Below are 19,592 nucleotides of genomic sequence, written 5' to 3'. Positions count from 1 at the left end.
AATGCTGCAAGGAACGAAACAAGACAAAATGAGGGCATGAACAGTCAAAATCAATAAGTATTGTCGCTGATATTGATTCTCTTTCTATCTTTTTGCCTTTATGAATGACAATGTAAGAGATAAAAATTGTATATTTGCAAGCAGGAATCGGCATGGCGAGACCGTGCTGCGGTTAAACAGTAAACGGTAGTAAGAATGAAGAGCAAGCATTATATCTATAATCATAGCGACAGACTGGTGATGGTCTTTCTTTTGACACTGGCCTTGACAGGCATCGTCTTGATGTTTCTTGTGGGCGGCAACGGTGCGGATACGACAGCATCGGCAGACTCGACGGCCGTGGCGACAAAAGATCGGAATGGAAATTTCATCTATGCCCGGCCAATGTCTCGTCATGCCTGCTTTGCCTTTGACCCAAACACTGCCGACAGCACCCAACTGCTGAGGCTGGGACTACAGCCCTGGCAGGTACGCAGCATCTATAAATACCGGGCGGCAGGCGGCGTCTTCCGCAGGAAGGAAGACTTTGCAAGGCTCTACGGGCTGACAAAAAAACAATATGAGGAACTGGCGCCGTATATCCGTATCGGAAGCGATTATCAGCCGGCGGCGGACTATTATGGATATGAGAAGAGCGAATACGGCGGTGGGGCTGCGCGGACGATACGTACTGAGAATGACACCATACGGCACTATGACTATCCTCATAAACTCAGCGCAACGGAACACGTGAACCTGAATCTCGCTGACACTAACTTGCTGAAACGCGTGCCGGGAATTGGCTCGTACTGGGCACGGCGCATCATCAATTATCGTGACCGCTTGGGTGGCTTCGTCTCACAAAGTCAATTGATGGAGATCGACGACGAATTCCCAAAGACGGCTATCCCTTATCTGAAGATAGCCTTGGGCAGCGTGCGTAAGATGAATGTGAACACGTTGACATTGGGCGAGCTGAAGCACCATCCTTATATCAACTATTATCAGGCTAAGGCTATTGTGGACTATCGCCGGTTGCGTGGGCCTATTCATAGTCTGAATGATCTGAGACTCTGCAAGGACTTCCCGCCGGAAGAGATCAAGCGACTGGAGCCCTATGTGACGTTTTAGGTTTCAAAGCTCGGGCTAAACGGAAGATGTTATCCTTTAACAAAGTCTCAAATTCTTGATATGTTGATATTAAAGTTGAACGATATACCTATTATATATATAGGACTTCTTTTTGCTGTTTTGTATGTAGCATTTTACCTTTGTCTTACCGGTGATGCTGCTTGACGATAGCCAGCGAGAAGACGCTGATGCGTACATCGCCTGCCAAAGATAGCTGAGAGGCCAGTGCCGTGGTGGTGGCTCCCGTGGTGACTACGTCGTCGACGATGAGCACGTGGCGGTGACGGATTACGTCGGCATCAACGAGCTGGAAGGCGTCTTTTACGTTTTCAAAACGTTGTGCAGTACTTAGCCGGGTCTGACTCTTGGCAAACGTCGTGCGGCGCGCCACGTGAGTGAGAACCGGTATGCCGGTTACCTTGCTGATGCCCTGTGCGAGAAGCTCGCTTTGGTTGTAGCCTCGTTGCCGCAGTCTTGTTTTTGCCAGCGGCACGGGTATGATCGCGTTGATGCCGTCGAGAAAGCCCGTCTGCAACATCTGCTGTCCGGCTTCCTCACCCAGCCAAAGTCCCATCTCGGGGCGGTCGTGGTATTTCAAGTCAAAGAGGAAGTTGCGGCGGTCGTCATACATATAATAGAATAAGGAGGCACCGCGCTCGAAGTTCCGTATCTTGCCATAGAGCCTGTCGACCATCAGATTGTCGTAAGGACGCTCCAGAAATCCCGTGTATGGTAGTTCGAGCAGGCAGGACGAGCAGAGCTGAGGCTCGTTGAGAGACAGCCGACGCCCACAGATAGGGCAGAATCGCGGCAAGACGAAGTCGAGCAGACGGTCAATCCAACTCGCCATCGCCGTCGAGATCTTCCTCGCTCACGCTGTCGATGCACTGTCGGATGAGGTCGAGCGAATAGCCTCGTCCCATGCCAAACTTGATGAGCTTCATGCTGCGCTCGTAGTCGCTGCCGGCCTTGATGGACGGCCACTTGGCGCGGAGCAACGGTTTCAATTGTTCGAGATAAGCGCTGTCGGGCACACGGTCGAGCACAGGCGTGTAGACATCAGCCGACACGCCTTTGGCGTAGAGCGCCTGTTCGATCTTGCGGCGTCCCCATTGGTTGAAGCGTATCTTGTCTTCGACGAAGGCCTCGGTATAGCGGCTGTCGTCGACATAGTGGTTGGTCACGAGATAGTCGATGACCGTTTGCCGGTCTTCGGCGCTGATGCCCCACTGCCGCAGTTTCTTGTCCATCTCGCCCGTGCAGTGCTCGGCTTTGGCACAGAGGGCGGCGAGCTTTGCCGTGGCTCGCGCGGTTTCCTCGTTGATCATGGTCGTTTTCCTTTTATAGATTTTATAGATTTTATAGAAGCTATAGAGACTATAGTATCTATAGAAACTATAGAGACTATATGCACTATCGATGCTATCAGCGTTATTGATGCTTTAGCTTATCCTTGCTTTCTTGCGGTCGCGAGCCGCTGCTTGCCGTAGATGTCTTCGCGGATTGTCACTGCTTCATAGCCTAAAGAGACCAGCAGGCTGCGGAGTGCCTCGGCATAGAGTGGGTTGATCTCGAAGCAAAGACGGCCACCGGGTTGCAGCCGTCTTTGCCCCAGCTCTGCGATAGCACGGTAGAAGCGCAGTGGGTCGTCATCGGGCACGAAGAGTGCTGTTGACGGCTCGTAGTCGAGCACGTTGTGCGCCATTGTCGTGCGCTCCTTGTCGGCAATGTAAGGCGGGTTGGAGACGATGCAGTCGTAAAGGCTGACTTCTTCACTTTCTTCTCCTTTTCTCGCTTCCGCAAAAACGTTTTCTTTTGTTTCGGAAAGCACGTTTCCTCTCGCTTCTGTAAGCACATCTTTTCTTGCCTCCGCGAGTACATCATTTTGTCGGAAGAGCACCTGCGCACCTAAGCGAAAGGCATTGTCTCGCGCTTGTCGCAAGGCTTCTTCACTGATATCCCAGGCTTCCACTTGGGTTTGCGTGGCTTCCAAAGCAACGGTGATGGCGATGCAGCCCGATCCGGTGCCTATGTCAAGAACATGCGTGCCGGTGGGCAGGCCGTCCAAGACCAGGCGGCACAAGCCTTCGGTCTCGGGGCGCGGGATGAGCACGCCGGGTGCCACACGGAACGAGCGACCGTAAAAGTCGGCCTTGCCAAGCACATACTGTACGGGCTCGCCGGCCTCCAGCCGCTGCCATATTTCATGCAGCTTTGTTTCGTTGTCTGCCGATAATTCACTAACTTTGCCACAGACAAGGTCAGTGAGGCTGAAGCCAAAGGTCGTCTCCAACACCAGTCGGGTGATGGCCTGCGCCTCCTCTACGGCGTAGAGAGGCGTGAGCTGATGCCATAGTTGCTGATAAGTCATAGTGCAAAGATAATAAAAGAATAGCATTTCGGACTATGAACACTGAGGAAATCAACAAGGAAACAGATGAAAAATACATGCGGCGCTGTCTGGAACTTGCCGCCAACGGAAGGCAGAACGCCAAGCCGAACCCTATGGTCGGCGCGGTGATCGTCAGCAGCGACGGCCGCATCATCGGTGAGGGCTACCATGTACGCTGCGGTGAGGGACATGCTGAGGTCAACGCCTTCGCTTCCGTGAAGCCTGAGGACGAGGCGCTGCTTGGCGAGGCCACCGTCTACGTATCGTTGGAGCCTTGCAGTCACTGGGGTAAAACACCACCATGTGCCGACCTGATCATCAGCAAGCATGTGCGCCGTGTGGTTTGTGGATGCATCGATCCCTTTGCCAAGGTGCAGGGACGTGGCGTAAAGAAGCTGCGCGACGCGGGAATTGAGGTTACTGTCGGCGTGTTGGAAAAAAAGTGTTTGGCGTTGAACAAGCGATTCATCACGTTCAATACGCACCATCGTCCTTACATTCTGTTGAAATGGGCACAGTCGGCCGATGGCTTCATCAGTGGCGAGGGCGGGCGACAAGTCGCTCTTTCGTCGCCGTTCACTCAGATGCTTGTACATAAGCTGCGGGCGGAGAACGATGCCATCCTCGTCGGTCGCCGTACGTTCGATGGCGATCATCCTCGGCTCAACGTACGTCTGTGGGCCGGTCGCGATCCCGAGCGTCTTGTGCTGACGCATCATTGTGAGGGTGTTCCCGAGGGCTTCCGGGCTTTCGACAGCATCGACAGCGCGCTCGAATATCTCTATTCCGAGGGTAAACAGAGTCTGATTGTCGAAGGCGGTGCTCAGACTTTACAGGCTTTCCTCGACCGTGGGTTGTGGGACGAGATACGCGTGGAGACAGCTCCCTTCACGCTCGCTGCCGGTGTGCGTGCGCCACAGTTGCCCGAAGGCATAGAGCTGGAGAGCCAGCACGGCTATGACGGACAGATCGTCCGAGTCTATAGGAAAACAGCTCATAAGGTCTGAGCAGCTTTCTTTTCAAGAATCAGTACTGCCTTGGTAGCTTACATGCCTCTTTCTGCCCAGTCACCGCGGTCGAGCTGCCGGTAGCCGATAGCCTCGGCGAGATGGTCGGGCAGTATGCTGTCGCTATCCGCAAGGTCAGCGATGGTGCGGGCTACTTTCAGAATTCGGGAGTAGGCACGGGCAGAAAGTGAGAGACGCTCCATGGCCGTACGCAACAGCTCTATGCCTGCCGCGTCGGGTTCGGCAAAGCGGTGGATGAGCCGTTCCGTCATCTGAGCATTGCAATGGATCGTCGGGTATTCGCGGAAGCGTTCCGTTTGTATGGCACGCGCCTTGATCACTCGCTCACGGATCTTTGCCGAAGGTTCACCGGGTTCTCCCTTGGAGATGTCCTTGAAAGGTACCGGCGTGATCTCGCACTGGATGTCGATGCGGTCCATGAGCGGGCCGCTGATCTTATTAAGATATTTCTGTATCTGTCCCGGCGTGCACACACAGTGATGCGTCGGATCGCCATAGTAGCCGCAAGGACAGGGGTTCATTGACGCCACAAACATGAAACTGCACGGATAAGTGACCGTGTACTTGGCACGGCTGATGGTGATGACGCGATCCTCAAGTGGCTGGCGCAGCACTTCCAGCGTGTGTTTATTGAACTCCGGCAGTTCGTCGCAGAAGAGCACACCATTGTGTGCCAGACTGATCTCGCCCGGCATAGGATTCATGCCACCGCCGACCAGTGCCACCTCCGAGATCGTATGGTGAGGAGATCGGAACGGCCGTTGCGAGATAAGTGAGGAACTTTTGCCCAGCGTGCCGGCGACAGAATGGATCTGTGTGGTCTCCAGGCTCTCCGAGAGCGTCAGCGGCGGCAGGATAGACGGCAGGCGCTTCGCCATCATGCTCTTGCCCGATCCCGGCGGCCCGATCATGATGAGGTTGTGACCACCGGCGGCAGCCACCTCCAAAGCGCGCTTCACGCTCTCTTGTCCACGCACGTCGGCATAGTCGAGGTCGAAGTTGTATTGCTGTTCATAGAAGATTTTGCGTGTGTCCACCACCGTGGGTTCAAACTGCTTGGCGCCTGTGAAAAACGCCGCAACATCTGTCATGGTCTCCAGACCATAGACATCGAGTTGATTGACGATGGCGGCCTCATGGACATTTTGCTTGGGGACGATCAGCCCTTTGAAATGTTCTGACCGCGCCTTGATGGCAATGGGCAGGACACCCTTCACCGGTTGCAGCTTACCATCAAGGCTGAGCTCACCGACCATCATATACCTGTCGAGCTCGGGCGCATCCATCTGTCCCGATGCCGTAAGGATGGCGATGGCCAGCGGCAGGTCGAAGCTGCTGCCCTCCTTGCGCAGGTCGGCAGGAGCAAGGTTCACGGTCAGGTCAGCGCGCGGGAATTTGTAGCCATTGTTCTGCATGGCGGCTGCAATGCGGTCGCGCCCCTCGCGCACAGCCTCGTCGCCGAGGCCCGTGAGATGATACATCACGCCACGCGTCAGACTCACTTCGATAGTCACCGTCGTCACTTCTAAGCCGTTGACTGCGGCACTGTATGTTTTTATCAACATCGTTCTGTTCTCTTCTTTGATACCTCTGTTTCTGTTAAAACAGACATGTTTGCCATCCGGCAATAATCTGTCTCTATTTCAGTAATGCCATGATTTTGTCGTGGAGCTGCATGCCCATGAGATTGCGGGCGACAATACGGTTGTCTTTCACGATGATGTTGTCCGGAACTCCCATCATGCCTAATTGCCGCAAGGGCTGGCTGTCGAACATCTTGCCGTCGCAGACATTGGACCACGAGATGCTGTCGGCATGCAGAGCACCATCGCAGTCGCTACGGCTCGCGTCGACCGAGAGCGACACCACTTTGAGCCGTCCGCCTGACTGACGCTGCAACTGTTTCAACGTACGCAGCATATCCATGCTGTCATAGCTCCATGACGCCCATGTGCAGATGACGGCAAGGCCGGAAGAGAAGTCCGATGAAGAAACCAGCCGTCCCTTGGTGTCGTAGGCGGAGAAGGTCGGCAAGACAGAGCCTACGCCTACATGCGACATAGAGTTCAGCTGGAGGATCATACGCGACAGGTCAGCCTGGTCGGTCTGTTTGGACTGCATCTTCTTAGCCAACCGCAAGGCTGTCTGATAGTCGGGTAGTGCGTCAGAGATGAAATACTTCTTGATGAGCCACAGGCCGACAACAGATTCCGGATGATCGCCGATGAAAACCTCTGCCGCACGCTTGGCCTCAGGCGGTGAGGTCTTGGACACCTGCTCGCGGAACTTGGTGTAGAGTTCATTATCGTCGGTGCCTTTGATCTCGATTTCCTTCAGGTGAGAGGCGTCTCCCTTGATGCTGACACTCTTGCCCGGTTGGGCAAAGATCGGCACGACGGAGTAATTGGGAAAGACCAGATAGAGAATGGTGGGATGCTTGCAGGGCACTTCGTAGGCGAAGCGCCCGCCCTCGACATGTATGGTGTCGAGCCCGTCGACAGATCCGTTCTCGGCATAGACATAGAACTCGCTCTGGTTGATGTTCAACAGATGCCCCTCTATCTTGAAATGGCTGCCGTCGACACCGCAGGACGACAATAGCAGGGTCAGCAAGAGCAGGACCCCTGAGAGACTCTCGGACACATAACGGCTATAATGAATATGAAACTGCATAGATGAATAACAAAGAAAGCCTTCGCCCCCATACTTGAGGCCGAAGGCTTATCGTGATAGTGAATGAAAATCGAAATGATTACTTCAGGTTGACCAGCTCCAAGTCGTTGGCTGCATAAGCGGCGAGCTTAGCGTCTTTCTGGCAAGCACGCTGCAGATAGTCTTTGGCAGTGGCCGTGTTGCCCTGGCGGTTGAGCGCGAGCGCCATCAGGTAGTCTGTCATGGCATCAGGGTTCTTCACGTTTTTCAGCGTAGCGACGGCGGCAGCATAGTCCTTGTTGAGCAGCTGAGCCAAGGCGGCACTGTTGGAATGGCTGTTACCAAAGTTCTGCACGGCGGTAGCATAGTTGCCTTTGGCAATGTTCAGGTTGCCCAGCACCTCATTGAATCCGTTGGCGTCGATGGCGTCAGCCAGATGATCAGTGGCAGCCTTGAGGTCGCCGTGCTTCATATCGATGAGCGCGAGGTTGGCGTTGGCCTCAGGTGCGTCGGCGCGTCTGGCCTGAGCCTGCTCGATATACTGCTTGGCCGCGGACTCATCGCCCTTGTTGAAGGCCATGACAGCCATGTTGTTGAAGGCGCGGTAGTCCTTGTCATACAGTTCTGTCGTCTTCTTATAGATGGCTTCCTGCTTGGCAGGGTCGCTCTCCAGTGTAGCGGCATAAAGCAGCTCGTCCGGGGACAGGCGGGAGGGATCGGCAGCATACTGTTGCATGATTTGCTCATCGTCTCTTCCCACTGTCTCGTAGTTGATGATCAGGCGGCTACGGCGCAGCTCCGGCAGGATGCCGTCGGCGAGCTCACGGAAGCCCTCGCTCATGTTGCGGATCTGACGCTCGCGTTCCTCGGGATCCTTATACATTTCCAGAACGCGCAGGATCACGTCTTTGTCCTGGATGTTGCTGGCTTGGACGAGACGCTTGAAGCCGTCCCAGTCCTGTGCCGTATAGTGGGCGTCGATGTCCTTGGTGTTGAGCTTGGCAGCCTTGACCTGTTTCTTGACATATCCCTCAGTGGCGTTCTGGCGCTTGCTGGCCAGTTTGTCGTTGAAGGAATAGCCACCGTCGGGTGATGCATAGGCCTGCACCTCCACGTTTCTCAGGTTCAGCCCCTCGCGGTCGGCATTGATTTTCTTCAGCATGGCGAGGAACTCCTTGACTGAGTTGTTTTTCAGCTCACTCTTGCGAAGATTGGCCTGGTTGATGAGGAACTTGATGCTGGCCTCGTATTTCTGTGCCTTCACGCGCTCGAAGGAGTCCGGTGCAATGCATCCGCCGGCGTTCATCAGCGTCTGCTTGTAGAGCTCTGCTGTAGCCAGCACGCCATTGGCGACTTTCACAGCTGGTACATTGACTTTTTTCTTGCCGATACGGGCATCGAAGGTGAGATACATTTCACTCTTCTGCATATCGGGCACATAGTCAAATGCGGTCTTCATCGTGTAGCGACCGCCCATCTTGTAGGAGATGGTCTGGTCATTGCCCATGACTTTCTCGCCCTGGAAGGTAGCGCCTTTGCCTTGAGCAACTTGGCCATTGCCGTAGCGCAGTTCAGGAATCACTGTCACCACAGCCTTCGGCTTCATATATTTCACGGGGAAGTTACCATTGATGGTAGCAGGAACTTGGCCGCCTAATGCCTCCAAGGGGTCGGGATCTACCGTGAAGTTGTCAGCAGAGAGCTTTCCCAGTTTGGAAGAACATGACGACAGAGCCACTATAGAACAAACTGATAAGGTTAGAACGAAATGGTTGCGCATAATAAATATAAATGATTAACGTGCCGCGAGCGGGACTCGAACCCGCACAACCATTCCTGGTCAAGGGATTTTAAGTCCCTCGTGTCTACCAATTCCACCATTGCGGCGACGGTATGAATGAAAAAAAAGAGCGGCAAACGGGACTCGGACCCGCGACCTCGACCTTGGCAAGGTCGCGCTCTACCAACTGAGCTATTGCCGCGTTATGTGTGCAAAGGTAAGATTATTTCTTTGAACCGCCAAGCGTTTTACACAATTTAATAAACGAAAGTTTCCTGCACCCCGTTTTGTCTCTTTTTCGCTATGGGCATCTCATCCACAAACCTTGTTTAGACGCCGGCTTTTACAGGTGAGACAAAAGGGAGGCAAGCATCTAAGGTGCTTGCCTCCTATTTAATTATAGAGAACTTATGTAGCTTTGCTATTTGTCAAGTCTGATAAGGGTTGGATTATCGAGCTCCAACAGATCAGTGTCGCTGTAGGTTTTGTTGGAGAATGAACTGCTCGTGAAGGCAGAAAGGAGCAAGCTGTTGGGCTTATATCCCTCCCAGGAGCCATTATCCTTGAACTCCAAGAAGCTATAGCCCTCTGCGTCGTTATGGCCGAAGGTGCCGGAAAGCGTTACACTCTTGCTCCATGTGATGTATCCGGCCTCCATATCGTAGAAGACGGTACCTATGTAATAATCCTTATACATGCCGATAGAGTCGCCTGCAGCAATGCTCAGCGCATTGGTCGTCTTGTTATAGGACAAGGGGATGGTCCAGTTAAGACCAGCCAAGACCATTGCATACTTGTTGCCCTTGCGACCGATGGTGACCCGATAAGCTTTCTTTGAGTTGGATGAAGTGATAAGCCATGTGCCGGCAATGTCCTTGTCGAAGTCTGCCTGCGTCACACTGATGGAGTCTCTCTTGGTGCCGGCCGTATAGTAGATGTATCCGTTACGGACATGGCCGGTAGCGTTCTCCTTCAGGGTAACGATGAGCGAGTCGTCAGTCATCTGTGTCGTGATCCAGTCTTGCGACACTTCTATCGTGGGATCTATATTCTTTGTGATAGCGAAGCTCTGTCTCGAAGCATTGTCACCTGTAGAGATAGAGGCTGTGCTCAACCGAAAGATCAAGCCCTCCTGCTGCACGGTGACGTTGGCAGAGTCGGTTCCGTTGTACACGGTGAGCTGTGTAGAACGTCCGCTCAAGTCGTCGTTCTCTTCCACGTTGACCGTTACGGTGTTGCCGTTGACAGTGGCCTTTGCCCAAGGCGACTTAGTCTTTGCGGTGAGTGTTCCGCCATTGGTGGTTGCGAACACGACATCACCCGATGCTGCCTTTGCGGTGAACACCACATTGGAGCTCACAACCTGCAGCGTTGGGGTGTGCGCGTAAGGATTTTCGGTATCGTCGCTACAGCTCATGAGTACCATGGAGACAAGTGCAACGACATATAATATAATACTCTTTTTCATTACAGTTTACTTTTTAACCATGTTTACTAAGTATCGCAAGCGACTGCTGCCACCGAACAAATAGTCGGTCGGACCGTTGAACTGTCCGCCGGAAGAGCCGTCAGACTTGAGGGTCCAGAGGATGAAGGAGTCGGTCTGGAAGCTTTCCGAGAGGGGCGAGAAGCTCAGCGTGGGCTGTTCGGTGTTGCCGTCCCATGTGAGATAGACACCTGCCTGCGTGCTCCATGTGAGTTTACCGCCACCTGCGATGTTCCATGCGCAAAGCATGATGGTATTGCCGTTGTAGGTACCCACCTCTTGTGAGGCGAGGATGAGGCGGCCCGTAGACTTCTCGTAGTTGAGCGTCAGGTTGATATTTTTGGCCAGTCCGGAGAGGATATAGCTCTGTCCGTCTTCCGAAGGAGTGAGAGTGACATCTACTGACTTCTGACCCTGATCGTATTTGAATGTCCACTGGCCGGCGTAGTCGGCAAAGGGCATGTACCCATCGGGAAGTTTACCCTGCAGCTGCACAGCGGTGCCGTCGGTAGTGGTGCCTGTGAGCGTGAGGGTTTTGGCGTCATAAGCCAGCTCAGTAATCGTCTTTCCGGCAATGGTGACGGGCTCATAGAAGCGAACGCCCTTGTCGGTAGGGATGTAGGCCGTGCTGACCGACGAGCTGTCGGACCAGTCAAACGTGAACCACTGGCTGTCCACGTCGATGCTTGCCGTGACCTCCGTGCCGCCAATGGTGCCTGTTGCTCCGGAGAGGATGAAATTGTCCATCATGGCTTTTGCGTCCGTTGTGTACTGCTCGATGCTCTTGTCGAGCTTGCGGAGGTACATTGTGTTGAGGCTTCGCTTGCCGTGCACCTTGATGCAGTCGGAACCAACGCTGTCGATGACGAACTCGAAGTCACCGTCGTGGGCCTGATACTGGCTTGACGATGGAGTGGCGAAGTAGTGCATCAGCGTGTTGTAAGTGTCAAACGAGAGCACCGGCCCGTCGTCGGTGGTCATGCGGTAGTAGCTCGTCTCTTTCTTGCCGGGAGCGAGGACACAGGTCACCGTGGCGGCAGTGTCACTGAACTGCACGCCGTAGGCCACGCCACCCATGGAGAGCTTACGGTCTGGATAATAGTCGAAGGCCCAGCCGTGCTCGGCACTCGTCAGGGTCGATTTTGCGTTGCTCAGATAAGTCTGCATACGGGTGGATGCCGATTCGTCGAAAACGTCCTCCTGGTCATGAAGACAGGAAGTGAGGAAGAGGGGCATGGTCGCAAGCAGAAGCAGGAATGAATATTTTATTTTCATGTTGTCGTTCCTTTCTTGTTATTTTACGGTAAGGTCTGTGAGGTCTATCTGTCCGCTGGCGACCTTGGTCTCGCGGTCAAGCACCGAGTTGCGGAGCTGGTCGATGTCGATGTTCCAGCTGTCCTTCATGTAGGTACGCACGATGTCGAGTTTCTGCTGAAGGAGGCGTGCGCCATCGGTTCCAGCCTCCTCCATCCACTTGTTCCACTGTGCGGGCGTGTTGGTGATGTACATGGAGAGCATCTCCGCGAAGTCTTCTGTGGCAGAGTGCTGCGAGTAGGAAGAGATGAAGCCGCGTTCGAGATAGTTTTCGTTGTAGGGCGACTCACTCCAGCTGTCGGCCACATAGCCCGACCCCGTGACCTGCTGATAGCTGCGCGGAAAGTCCTTGGTCTGGTTGAGGATATGGGTGAACTCGTGGTGGATCGTCTTGAGATAGAAGTGGTTGAGCGTGTTGATATTGTCCTTGTACTGGTCAAGGTAGTTCACGCCGGCCAGGAAGATCTTCTTGCCGCCCTCGGCCGTTCCAAGAATGAAGGTACCGTTGTTGCGGAACTCCCAGGTGCCTGTGCAGAAGAACTCCTTTGGGAAGTAGTTGCGGGTGAAGTTTACGCCAGCCACCTCGTCGTAGGCCTCCACGCACGTGTATTTTACGATATGAGCCAGCTCCACGGCCTGCTTATAGTCGGCGGGCACGTTGTAGTAGTTCATGTCGCTCTCGTTGTGCTCATAGCGGTACTTGAACTGTATGTTGTATGGATTGACAAAGTTGGCCTCGAGCCATTTGTCAAACTGTGTCTGCTCTGTCTCGCTGGTCACGATGACGCTCTTGTCGGAGAGGTCGTCGTCTGAGCAGGAACTCAGCATGAGACCTGCTGTGGCGAGAAAGGAGAGGCAAAGAATATATTTTTTCATGATTGTTCTTTTGTTAATGTCTGTTCCTACTTAGTATTGCGCGGGTTAGGCGTCATTCCGGCAGAAATGACCTTGGTGGGCAACTGCACGGCACGTCGCGGATCGTCGGTGGTGAGCACGTCGGTGAGCTTGGCAGGCACGCCCGCAGCGTTGAGCTGACGGCGCGGGATGACGATGCGGTAGCGCTTGATGTCGAACCAGCGGAGGCCGAGCTGCAGAGTCTCGATGCGCTTGAAGCCCAGCACGCACTGCAGCATGTTCTCCTGTGTAGAGCCCTCGGCGTCGATAGAGAAGACGGGGTTGAGGTGCTTCTTCAGACCCGACTTTATGCCGTCGGCATCAGAGTAGCAGTAGTCTTGGGCTTTGTAGAACTCAGAGATATTCTCCGGCGTGAGTGTCATCGAGGTGTTCACGAAGTTGTGCATCCATGTATTCAGGTCGGCAGCTGCCTTATCGTACTGCTTGAGCAGGGTGTAGGCCTCGGCTCTCTCGAGCAGCACCTCGTCGGTGGTGAAAGCTGGGTAGACGGTACGGTGGTAACCGGTCTGTGCCTGCAGGTCCTTGTACTCGAAGAGATAGGGCGTGCGCCAATAGATATACTTGTTGAGGTTGGTTCCACTGTAGCGCCGGATCGGGAACTTCTCCAGGCTTGGCGAGCCCCAGATGTTTTTGGCGTAGCCGTCCTCATGGGTGGAGACATAGGCACCGTGCGAATATTTGCCCAAGGTATAATAAGCCCCGAATGCCAGACCGATACGCGAGTAGGCAGTCTGGAGCATGAGGTTGGCGTTCACCGAGGCGTCGATGTAGCGTTGCTGAACGGCCTCTTCGGTCTGTGTCATGTTGGCCAGGTCGTTATAGTCGCGCAACGAGGCACCGGCGTTAGTGCCCAAGACGCGGTTGGCGTACTCCACAGCCTTTTCCCACTTGTTGTAGAAGAGGTAGAAGCGGGTGGCGAAGGCATAGGCAGCCTGCTGGTTGAAATGGTACTTGGGCACGGTGTAGTTGGCATCGCCCACATCGGGCAGGGCAGCCTGTAGGTCATGGTCTATTTTCTTATAGTCCTCGGCCACGGTGCCGCGCTCGTAGGTCACGCCGACCTTCTCCTCGGGCTTCTCGATGTAGGGCATGCCCAGGTCCTTTGTGCTGGTCTGGTCGTTGTAGGCCATGGAGAACATGTTGACGAGCAGGAAGTGGTTGTAGGCGCGGCAGAGCAGAGCCTCGGCACGTGCCTGACGCAGTTTGTCGGTTGTGGCACCGCCTGCCTCGTCGATGGCCTGCAGGGCGGCATTGGCACTGGCGATGGCTCTGTAGCAGGCCTGATAGAAGCTCTCGGGCGACTCGTTGTCGCTCTCGGTCACGTCTTGCCAGGCGTAGACCTGGTCGGCGAAACGATTAGTGTAGGGGTTGTTCACACCGTTGTCGTCCACATTGTCCGACATATACTCGTTTACGAATATGTTGGAGTTTTGCGGATAGGCAGAGGTAAGGAGCTGAACGACCTTTTCCTCGGTATTGATGGTGGTTCTGTTGTCGGGCATCTTGTCGAGGAAGTCGTTGCACGAGGAGAGTGCCACCGAGCCCATCGCCAAGGCCAGAACCGTATATTTTAATTTCATTACTTTCATTTTCTGATATTTAATATCTGTTTGTTAGAGACCCATTCTGAGTGTGAGCGTGAACTGCTTTGGCACAGGCACTGCCACACCACCGGTATTGAAGAACTCCGGATCCTGGCCGTTGAGCTTCTTGTCAGCATAGATCAAGAAGAGGTTAGTGGCCTGTAGTTTAAGCGAGAGGTTGCTCAGTCCCCAGTGGCTGATCCAGTTTTTGGGGAACTCGTAGCCTAATGCAATCTCCTTCATGCGGATGAAGTCACCCTTGGCGATGCGTGCGTCGGAGTAGTTGTATGCGTTGTAGGCATACTTCAGATTGGTGTCGTTGCGGTTCTGCACGGCACTGGCAATGACGGGGATGTTGGTCTTAGCTTCATCGCCTGACACCTCCCAACGGTTGCGGAACTCCTTAGGCGTGGACTTCAGGTCGTCGTACTTGTTGGAGAATACGGGGTCGAGACGCACCACATTGCCGAAGGAATAAGTGATGAAGAGGTTGAGCGAGAAGCCCTTGTAGCGGAACACGTTGCCCAACGAACCTACATCAGTAGGATCAGCACTGCCCTCATACTTGAGGAACTTGAGCTTGTCAGGATCAGACTCCTGAAAGTAGATGCCCGTCGTGGTGACGTTGCCGTCCTGGTCGAGGAAGGTGGGAAGACCTTCATTGTTCAGACCGCGGAAGGGAATGGAGAAGAGGGAACGCACGGGGTAGCCCTTCATCGTGAAGCCGGTGCCAGAGACGAGGTCGATGACACGGCTTGAGGTATTGAGTTTGGTCACCTCATTGTGGGAGTGAGAGTAGATGAGGTTCGTGGTCCAGCTGAAGTCCTTGGTCTTGATGTTGGTGGTAGAGAGTGAGATCTCGACACCGTTCGACTTCATGTTGGCAATATTGCCGTAGCGCTGGATCTCACCGCCTACACCCTCTGTGTTGGCCAGACCGATAAGGTCGAAGTTGCGACGCCAGTAGATGTCGGTCGTCAGGTTGATGCGGTTGTCGAGAAAGCCCAGGTCAACACCTAAGTTGAACTCGTGCTTCTTCTCGTAGGTCAGGTCTGTATTGGCCAGGCTGCTGATATAGATGCCCGACTCGCGCACAGACGTGAACGGGCGCCAGGGCGTATTAGCTTTGTAGATAGCGTAAGCATTGGTCACGCTGGGACGGTCGCCGGTGAGCGAGTAGCTCAGACGGAGCGTAGCGTGCGAGAAAGCTGGCTTGAGAGGCTGGAAGAACTTCTCCTCGTGGGCGTTCCACACACCCGAGACATTCCACGTAGGCATCCAACGGGCAGAAGTGGCCTTGCCTAAGTAGTTGGTACCCTCGTAGCGGGCCGTGCCGGTGAGGGTGTATTTGCCCTGATAAGAATAGGTGGCGGTGCCGAAGAAGGCAGCCGAGCGCGTGAAGCGGTTGCTCAGCGTGTAGTAGTCGGTGTTCTGCTCCTCACCCATCTTGAAGGCTTGGTAAGCGTAGTTGGCCACCTCACCAAGAGAATACTGCAAGCCGTATCCACGGAACCAGGTGGTGCGACGGTTCACTGAGTTGGTCTCCATACCACCATAGAAGTTGACGATATGGTCGTTGTGGAACACGTCGTTGTAGCTCATAGAGAGACGTGTGTCCCAACCAAACATGTCGTTGTCAGTGCGGTTGTAGATACCACCGTTTGGCAGAATGCTGATTTTCAGGGCGTAGATATCGTCAGGGTCACGATAGAGCAGAGGGTTGTTGTTGCGGATAGTGCTGTTGCCCATAGCGCGGTAGCTCATAGCCTCGTTGGAGTCGTCGTGGATCATGTGCTCCTGCGAGGTAGATGTACCCTTCATAGCAGCCAGGAAAGTGAACTTGAGCTTTGTGATGGGCTTGTAGTCGATGCTGGCAGACACACGGAAGTCACTCACCTTGAGGTCCATGTAGTTAGACTCAAGCTCATGGAAGATGTTGAAGTCGGCATAGCTGCGGGTGTAATATTCGTTGGGATCGAGCGCACGCGAGGTATTGAGGGCGTAGGAGTAGGGATTGATGTCGAAGTCACGACGTACCTCACCCGATACCGCATCAACCTGTGAACCCAACGTGCCCGGTGCGCGCTGCTTACGGTAAGAGGCGTTGCCGATGAGGTTGACACTCAGCTTCTTGGATATGTTGTAGGTCGTGTTCTGGTTGACGGTGTAGCGTTGTACCTTGCTCTGCTTGTTCCATCCCGGATCGTACATGGCGGAGAGCGAGACATAGCTCTGCGACTTCTCCGTACCGGTAGACACGCTCACAGAGTGGTTCTGCATGATGGCGTTGGAGAAAAGCTTGTCGAACCAGTTGGTGTTTCTGTATTCGGCGTCGCGCAGGTAGTTGGCCTTGGCAATGTCGGTGTTGGGCAAGCCGAACTGTCCCGTGGTAGGGTTGTAAGTGGTGATGAGGTCATACATCTTCTTATACACACCACCATTCTGCGCGTTGGCAATCTCGGCGTAGTTGAGATAACCTTTCTGATAGAGCTCCTGATAGACCTCCATCTGATCCTGCGAGTTCATGATGTTGAACGTGCTGTAGCTGGGCTTGAGGCGCATAGTGAACTCGCCGGTGTAGTTGATGTGACTCTGTCCGGCCTTACCTTTCTTGGTGGTGATGACGATGACGCCTGCCATGGCGCGTGCACCGTAGATAGAGGTAGCTGAACCGTCTTTCAGGATCTGGAAGCTCTCTATATCGTCGGCGTTGAGTCCTGCGATTGCAGAAGAGATCAGCGTTTCGGCATTACCCGAGGAGAGCTCATCGGCAGAGACATCGGTCACGTCCTCCATGATGACACCGTCGACAACCCACAGCGGCTTGCTGGAGCCATAGATAGAGGTGGCACCACGCACGCGGATCTTCGGTGCTGTACCAAAGGTGCCACTGACGTTCTGCACGCTCACACCGGCAGCACGACCTTCAAGCGAGCGGCTGATGTCGGCCATACCGTCGATCTTGGCATCAGAGGCACTGATCTTCGTGGCCGCACCGGAGAAGAGGCGCTTGTCCTGCGTGGTCATACCTGTGACCACGACTTCTCCCAAAGTACGGTCGTCGGACTGAAGTGTAACTTTCATGTTGGGTTTGGCAGCTACTGTCTGGCTCTTCATGCCAATGTAGCTGATCACCAGCTTCTTTCCCGCTGGCACTGATAGCGTAAAATGTCCGTCGGTGTCTGTGACTGTTCCGACTTTACTTCCCCCGTCTACCATGACAGAGGCTCCGATGATCGGCTCACCGTCTTCCTGCGATATGACTGTGCCCGTAATCTTCGTTTGGGCCAATGCCATACCAACAAAGAGGAACAGACAGGCAAGGATCATGCTCATCCTTTTCTTCATAGACTCTCTCTCTTTGAATTTTAATAAAAGTTATAAAATACGAATTACTTCCTTGTAAACGAGTTCTCTCTTTACTTTTACATTCTTGTTATATATAGAACCATTTGCTACACTCCGATTACTATGTTTTTCATCTCTTCATATCAAAATGTAATACTTCTACTTAAGAACGTAATAAGTATACGAACAATCTTCTTACGCATTTTTTAATACAATCGCAAAGTTATATCAAAAAATGCAAACATGCAAATTTTTGCTATAAAAATATGGATTTAAAGCCGTTTTTCTTTCATTTGATAGAGAAATGCAGGTTAGTAGCTTGCTTTTTTGCACTTCGAGGGTTCTACCATGCACTGAGTTCATCGGCGATCTCTGGCATTTGGGTCTTATGAAATGTGGGGCTCTTGATGCCTGTGCGCTTCTGCCGGATATAGTCTTTCAACAGGAAGACGGCGTGAGGATGGAGCTTGACGATGGCAAAAAGGTTGCACAGCGTGATGCAGCCCATAAAGAAGTCGCCAAGGTTCCATACCAAATCGAGACTGGCCAAAGCGCCGAAGAGCACCATGACAATGCCGTTCATCACCCGCACGAAGGTCAGCCAGCGATGGTCGGCAGTGAGAAACTTCACGTTCATCTCGCCATAGGTGTAGTTGCCGATGATCGACGAGAAGGCAAACATGAAGATAGCTACGGCAACAAACGTGGGACCGACAGAGCCTATCTCGTGCTGCAAGGCGGTCTGAGTGAGCTGAATGCCATTGAGGCTGTTGTCGGTGTACACACCGCTGAGCAGAATGATAAAGGCTGTGCAACTGCAAATGAGCAGGGTGTCGGTGAAGACGCTGAGCGCCTGCACCAGTCCTTGCTTGACGGGATGGCTGACATCTGCAATGCTGGCCGCACAGGCAGCAGAGCCTTCACCGGCCTCGTTGGAGAACAGTCCGCGCTTGATACCCGTCATCATCATGGCGCCAAAGGTACCACCGGTGAACTGCCGGAAGCCAAAAGCATTCTCAATGATAAGGGCGAACATACGCGGCACAAGCTGAATGTTCACGGCCAGGATGACCAGTGCCAAGAGGATATAGAGCACAGCCATCACGGGCACGAAGATGCTGCTGACCTTTGCGATGCGGTTGATACCGCCAAAGACGCAGGCTGTGGAAAGCGTCACAAGAATGAGTCCCATCACCCAGGGTTGTATGCCACAGGCTCCTTGCATGGCTCCGCAGATGGTGTTGCTTTGTATGGAGATGTAAGCCATGCAGAAGGTGATGGTGATCAGCACAGCGTAGAGACGTGCCATCCAGCGTTTGTGCAAGCCAAACATCATATAGTAGGCGGGGCCGCCGATATAGCTTCCCTCGGTCTTGCGCTTATAGAGTTGGGCCAGCGTAGACTCCACGAAGGCGGTTGCTGAACCGAGCAGGGCGATCACCCACATCCAAAAGATGGCACCTGGTCCGCCTACGGCAATGGCTGTAGCCACGCCGGCGAGGTTGCCGGTACCCACACGGGAAGCTATGGAGACGGCGAAAGCTTCGAACGATGAGACATGTTTCTCATGAGTTTTCTTTGTAGAGTCGCCCAACAGACGTATCATCTCGCCGATCATACGGAACTGCACACCACGTGTCTTAATCGTGAACAGTACGGCACAAACGATGAGAACCGCTACAAGAATGTAGGTCCACAACACATTATTTATATTAGTGATTGCGGTGTTGAGCCACCCGTCGGCTGAAAATATCTCTGTCATCTCTCTGATACTTATACGAAGTACTATTTGTCAAATCCGTGACAAAGGTACAAAATAAATTTATTTAGCGGTTCAAAATGCAAGGGAAATCTCCATAATAACCGATATTTTGACAACATCTCTTAGATGAAAGCCTGCGCAAGTACTCCGTAAGTCCGAAGATCTGACATTCGTGAAACTTGTGTGATCCGTGAGAAACAGACCGTCCTGCCGTGAGAAAAG

The 19,592-nt window shown here is 53.5% G+C and carries 14 protein-coding genes and 2 tRNA genes; 2 read left to right on the top strand and 14 right to left on the bottom strand.

Annotated features, from left to right (window positions below):
- Positions 1-195: 195 nt before the first annotated feature.
- Positions 196-1,110: a helix-hairpin-helix domain-containing protein gene (locus NG346_RS08260; protein WP_262280368.1), complete on the top strand. Its 915-nt coding sequence runs from the start codon at positions 196-198 to the stop codon at positions 1,108-1,110.
- Between the two features lie 145 nt (positions 1,111-1,255).
- Here the strand turns inward: NG346_RS08260 and NG346_RS08255 are convergent, their stop codons facing one another.
- The 3 genes from NG346_RS08255 to prmC form a co-directional block, all read right to left on the bottom strand.
- Positions 1,256-1,960: a ComF family protein gene (locus NG346_RS08255; RefSeq protein WP_262288586.1), complete on the bottom strand. Its 705-nt coding sequence runs from the start codon at positions 1,958-1,960 to the stop codon at positions 1,256-1,258.
- Positions 1,944-2,438, bottom strand: a complete 495-nt coding sequence (locus NG346_RS08250; RefSeq protein WP_262280370.1) for a regulatory protein RecX — start codon at positions 2,436-2,438, stop codon at positions 1,944-1,946. The genes NG346_RS08255 and NG346_RS08250 overlap by 17 nt, the downstream gene beginning before the upstream one ends.
- Positions 2,439-2,557: 119 nt before the next feature.
- Positions 2,558-3,481 (bottom strand): peptide chain release factor N(5)-glutamine methyltransferase, encoded by a 924-nt coding sequence (gene prmC, locus NG346_RS08245; RefSeq protein WP_262280371.1) that lies wholly within the window; start codon positions 3,479-3,481, stop codon positions 2,558-2,560.
- 35 nt (positions 3,482-3,516) lie between these two features.
- Between prmC and ribD the strand changes: the two genes are divergently transcribed.
- Entirely contained in the window at positions 3,517-4,509 is a 993-nt protein-coding gene (gene ribD / locus NG346_RS08240; RefSeq protein WP_262280372.1) for a bifunctional diaminohydroxyphosphoribosylaminopyrimidine deaminase/5-amino-6-(5-phosphoribosylamino)uracil reductase RibD, read from the top strand.
- A 38-nt stretch (positions 4,510-4,547) separates the two neighbouring features.
- Here the strand turns inward: ribD and NG346_RS08235 are convergent, their stop codons facing one another.
- From NG346_RS08235 to NG346_RS08185, 11 genes are all read right to left on the bottom strand, one after another.
- Entirely contained in the window at positions 4,548-6,095 is a 1,548-nt protein-coding gene (locus tag NG346_RS08235) for a YifB family Mg chelatase-like AAA ATPase (protein ID WP_262280373.1), read from the bottom strand.
- 73 nt (positions 6,096-6,168) lie between these two features.
- Positions 6,169-7,203, bottom strand: coding sequence for a DUF4369 domain-containing protein (locus NG346_RS08230; RefSeq protein WP_262280374.1), 1,035 nt, complete (start codon positions 7,201-7,203; stop codon positions 6,169-6,171).
- Between the two features lie 79 nt (positions 7,204-7,282).
- Positions 7,283-8,962, bottom strand: coding sequence for a tetratricopeptide repeat protein (locus NG346_RS08225; protein WP_262280375.1), 1,680 nt, complete (start codon positions 8,960-8,962; stop codon positions 7,283-7,285).
- Between the two features lie 21 nt (positions 8,963-8,983).
- Positions 8,984-9,069: transfer RNA gene (locus NG346_RS08220), tRNA-Leu, on the bottom strand.
- Positions 9,070-9,091: 22 nt separating this feature from the next.
- Positions 9,092-9,164 (bottom strand) — tRNA-Gly (locus tag NG346_RS08215).
- Positions 9,165-9,383: 219 nt separating this feature from the next.
- Complete coding sequence (locus tag NG346_RS08210; RefSeq protein ID WP_262280376.1) at positions 9,384-10,430, bottom strand: BACON domain-containing protein; 1,047 nt, start codon at positions 10,428-10,430, stop codon at positions 9,384-9,386.
- Between the two features lie 6 nt (positions 10,431-10,436).
- Positions 10,437-11,723, bottom strand: coding sequence for a DUF4302 domain-containing protein (locus tag NG346_RS08205; RefSeq protein ID WP_262280377.1), 1,287 nt, complete (start codon positions 11,721-11,723; stop codon positions 10,437-10,439).
- Between the two features lie 18 nt (positions 11,724-11,741).
- Positions 11,742-12,638, bottom strand: a complete 897-nt coding sequence (locus NG346_RS08200) for a zinc-binding metallopeptidase (protein WP_262280378.1) — start codon at positions 12,636-12,638, stop codon at positions 11,742-11,744.
- A 26-nt stretch (positions 12,639-12,664) separates the two neighbouring features.
- On the bottom strand, positions 12,665-14,257 hold the full coding sequence (locus tag NG346_RS08195; protein ID WP_317620789.1) for a RagB/SusD family nutrient uptake outer membrane protein: 1,593 nt from the start codon (positions 14,255-14,257) through the stop codon (positions 12,665-12,667).
- A 33-nt stretch (positions 14,258-14,290) separates the two neighbouring features.
- Positions 14,291-17,608: a SusC/RagA family TonB-linked outer membrane protein gene (locus NG346_RS08190; RefSeq protein ID WP_262280380.1), complete on the bottom strand. Its 3,318-nt coding sequence runs from the start codon at positions 17,606-17,608 to the stop codon at positions 14,291-14,293.
- Positions 17,609-17,951: 343 nt separating this feature from the next.
- Positions 17,952-19,370, bottom strand: a complete 1,419-nt coding sequence (locus NG346_RS08185) for an alanine/glycine:cation symporter family protein (protein WP_262280381.1) — start codon at positions 19,368-19,370, stop codon at positions 17,952-17,954.
- Positions 19,371-19,592: the final 222 nt, after the last annotated feature.

Origin of the sequence: Hallella absiana (assembly GCF_025457485.1) — a bacterium.
GTDB classification, from domain to species: Bacteria; Bacteroidota; Bacteroidia; order Bacteroidales; family Bacteroidaceae; genus Prevotella; species Prevotella absiana.
Note: the sequence above shows the minus strand (reverse complement) of the source record. Positions and strands in the feature narration are given on the sequence as shown.

Coding starts and splice junctions, on each gene's coding strand:
- NG346_RS08260 (WP_262280368.1), top strand. CDS start 196: ATGAAGAGCAAGCATTATATCTATAATCATAGCGACAGACTGGTGATG.
- NG346_RS08255 (WP_262288586.1), bottom strand. CDS start 1,960: ATGGCGAGTTGGATTGACCGTCTGCTCGACTTCGTCTTGCCGCGATTC.
- NG346_RS08250 (WP_262280370.1), bottom strand. CDS start 2,438: ATGATCAACGAGGAAACCGCGCGAGCCACGGCAAAGCTCGCCGCCCTC.
- prmC (WP_262280371.1), bottom strand. CDS start 3,481: ATGACTTATCAGCAACTATGGCATCAGCTCACGCCTCTCTACGCCGTA.
- ribD (WP_262280372.1), top strand. CDS start 3,517: ATGAACACTGAGGAAATCAACAAGGAAACAGATGAAAAATACATGCGG.
- NG346_RS08235 (WP_262280373.1), bottom strand. CDS start 6,095: ATGTTGATAAAAACATACAGTGCCGCAGTCAACGGCTTAGAAGTGACG.
- NG346_RS08230 (WP_262280374.1), bottom strand. CDS start 7,203: ATGCAGTTTCATATTCATTATAGCCGTTATGTGTCCGAGAGTCTCTCA.
- NG346_RS08225 (WP_262280375.1), bottom strand. CDS start 8,962: ATGCGCAACCATTTCGTTCTAACCTTATCAGTTTGTTCTATAGTGGCT.
- NG346_RS08210 (WP_262280376.1), bottom strand. CDS start 10,430: ATGAAAAAGAGTATTATATTATATGTCGTTGCACTTGTCTCCATGGTA.
- NG346_RS08205 (WP_262280377.1), bottom strand. CDS start 11,723: ATGAAAATAAAATATTCATTCCTGCTTCTGCTTGCGACCATGCCCCTC.
- NG346_RS08200 (WP_262280378.1), bottom strand. CDS start 12,638: ATGAAAAAATATATTCTTTGCCTCTCCTTTCTCGCCACAGCAGGTCTC.
- NG346_RS08195 (WP_317620789.1), bottom strand. CDS start 14,257: ATGAAATTAAAATATACGGTTCTGGCCTTGGCGATGGGCTCGGTGGCA.
- NG346_RS08190 (WP_262280380.1), bottom strand. CDS start 17,608: ATGAAGAAAAGGATGAGCATGATCCTTGCCTGTCTGTTCCTCTTTGTT.
- NG346_RS08185 (WP_262280381.1), bottom strand. CDS start 19,370: ATGACAGAGATATTTTCAGCCGACGGGTGGCTCAACACCGCAATCACT.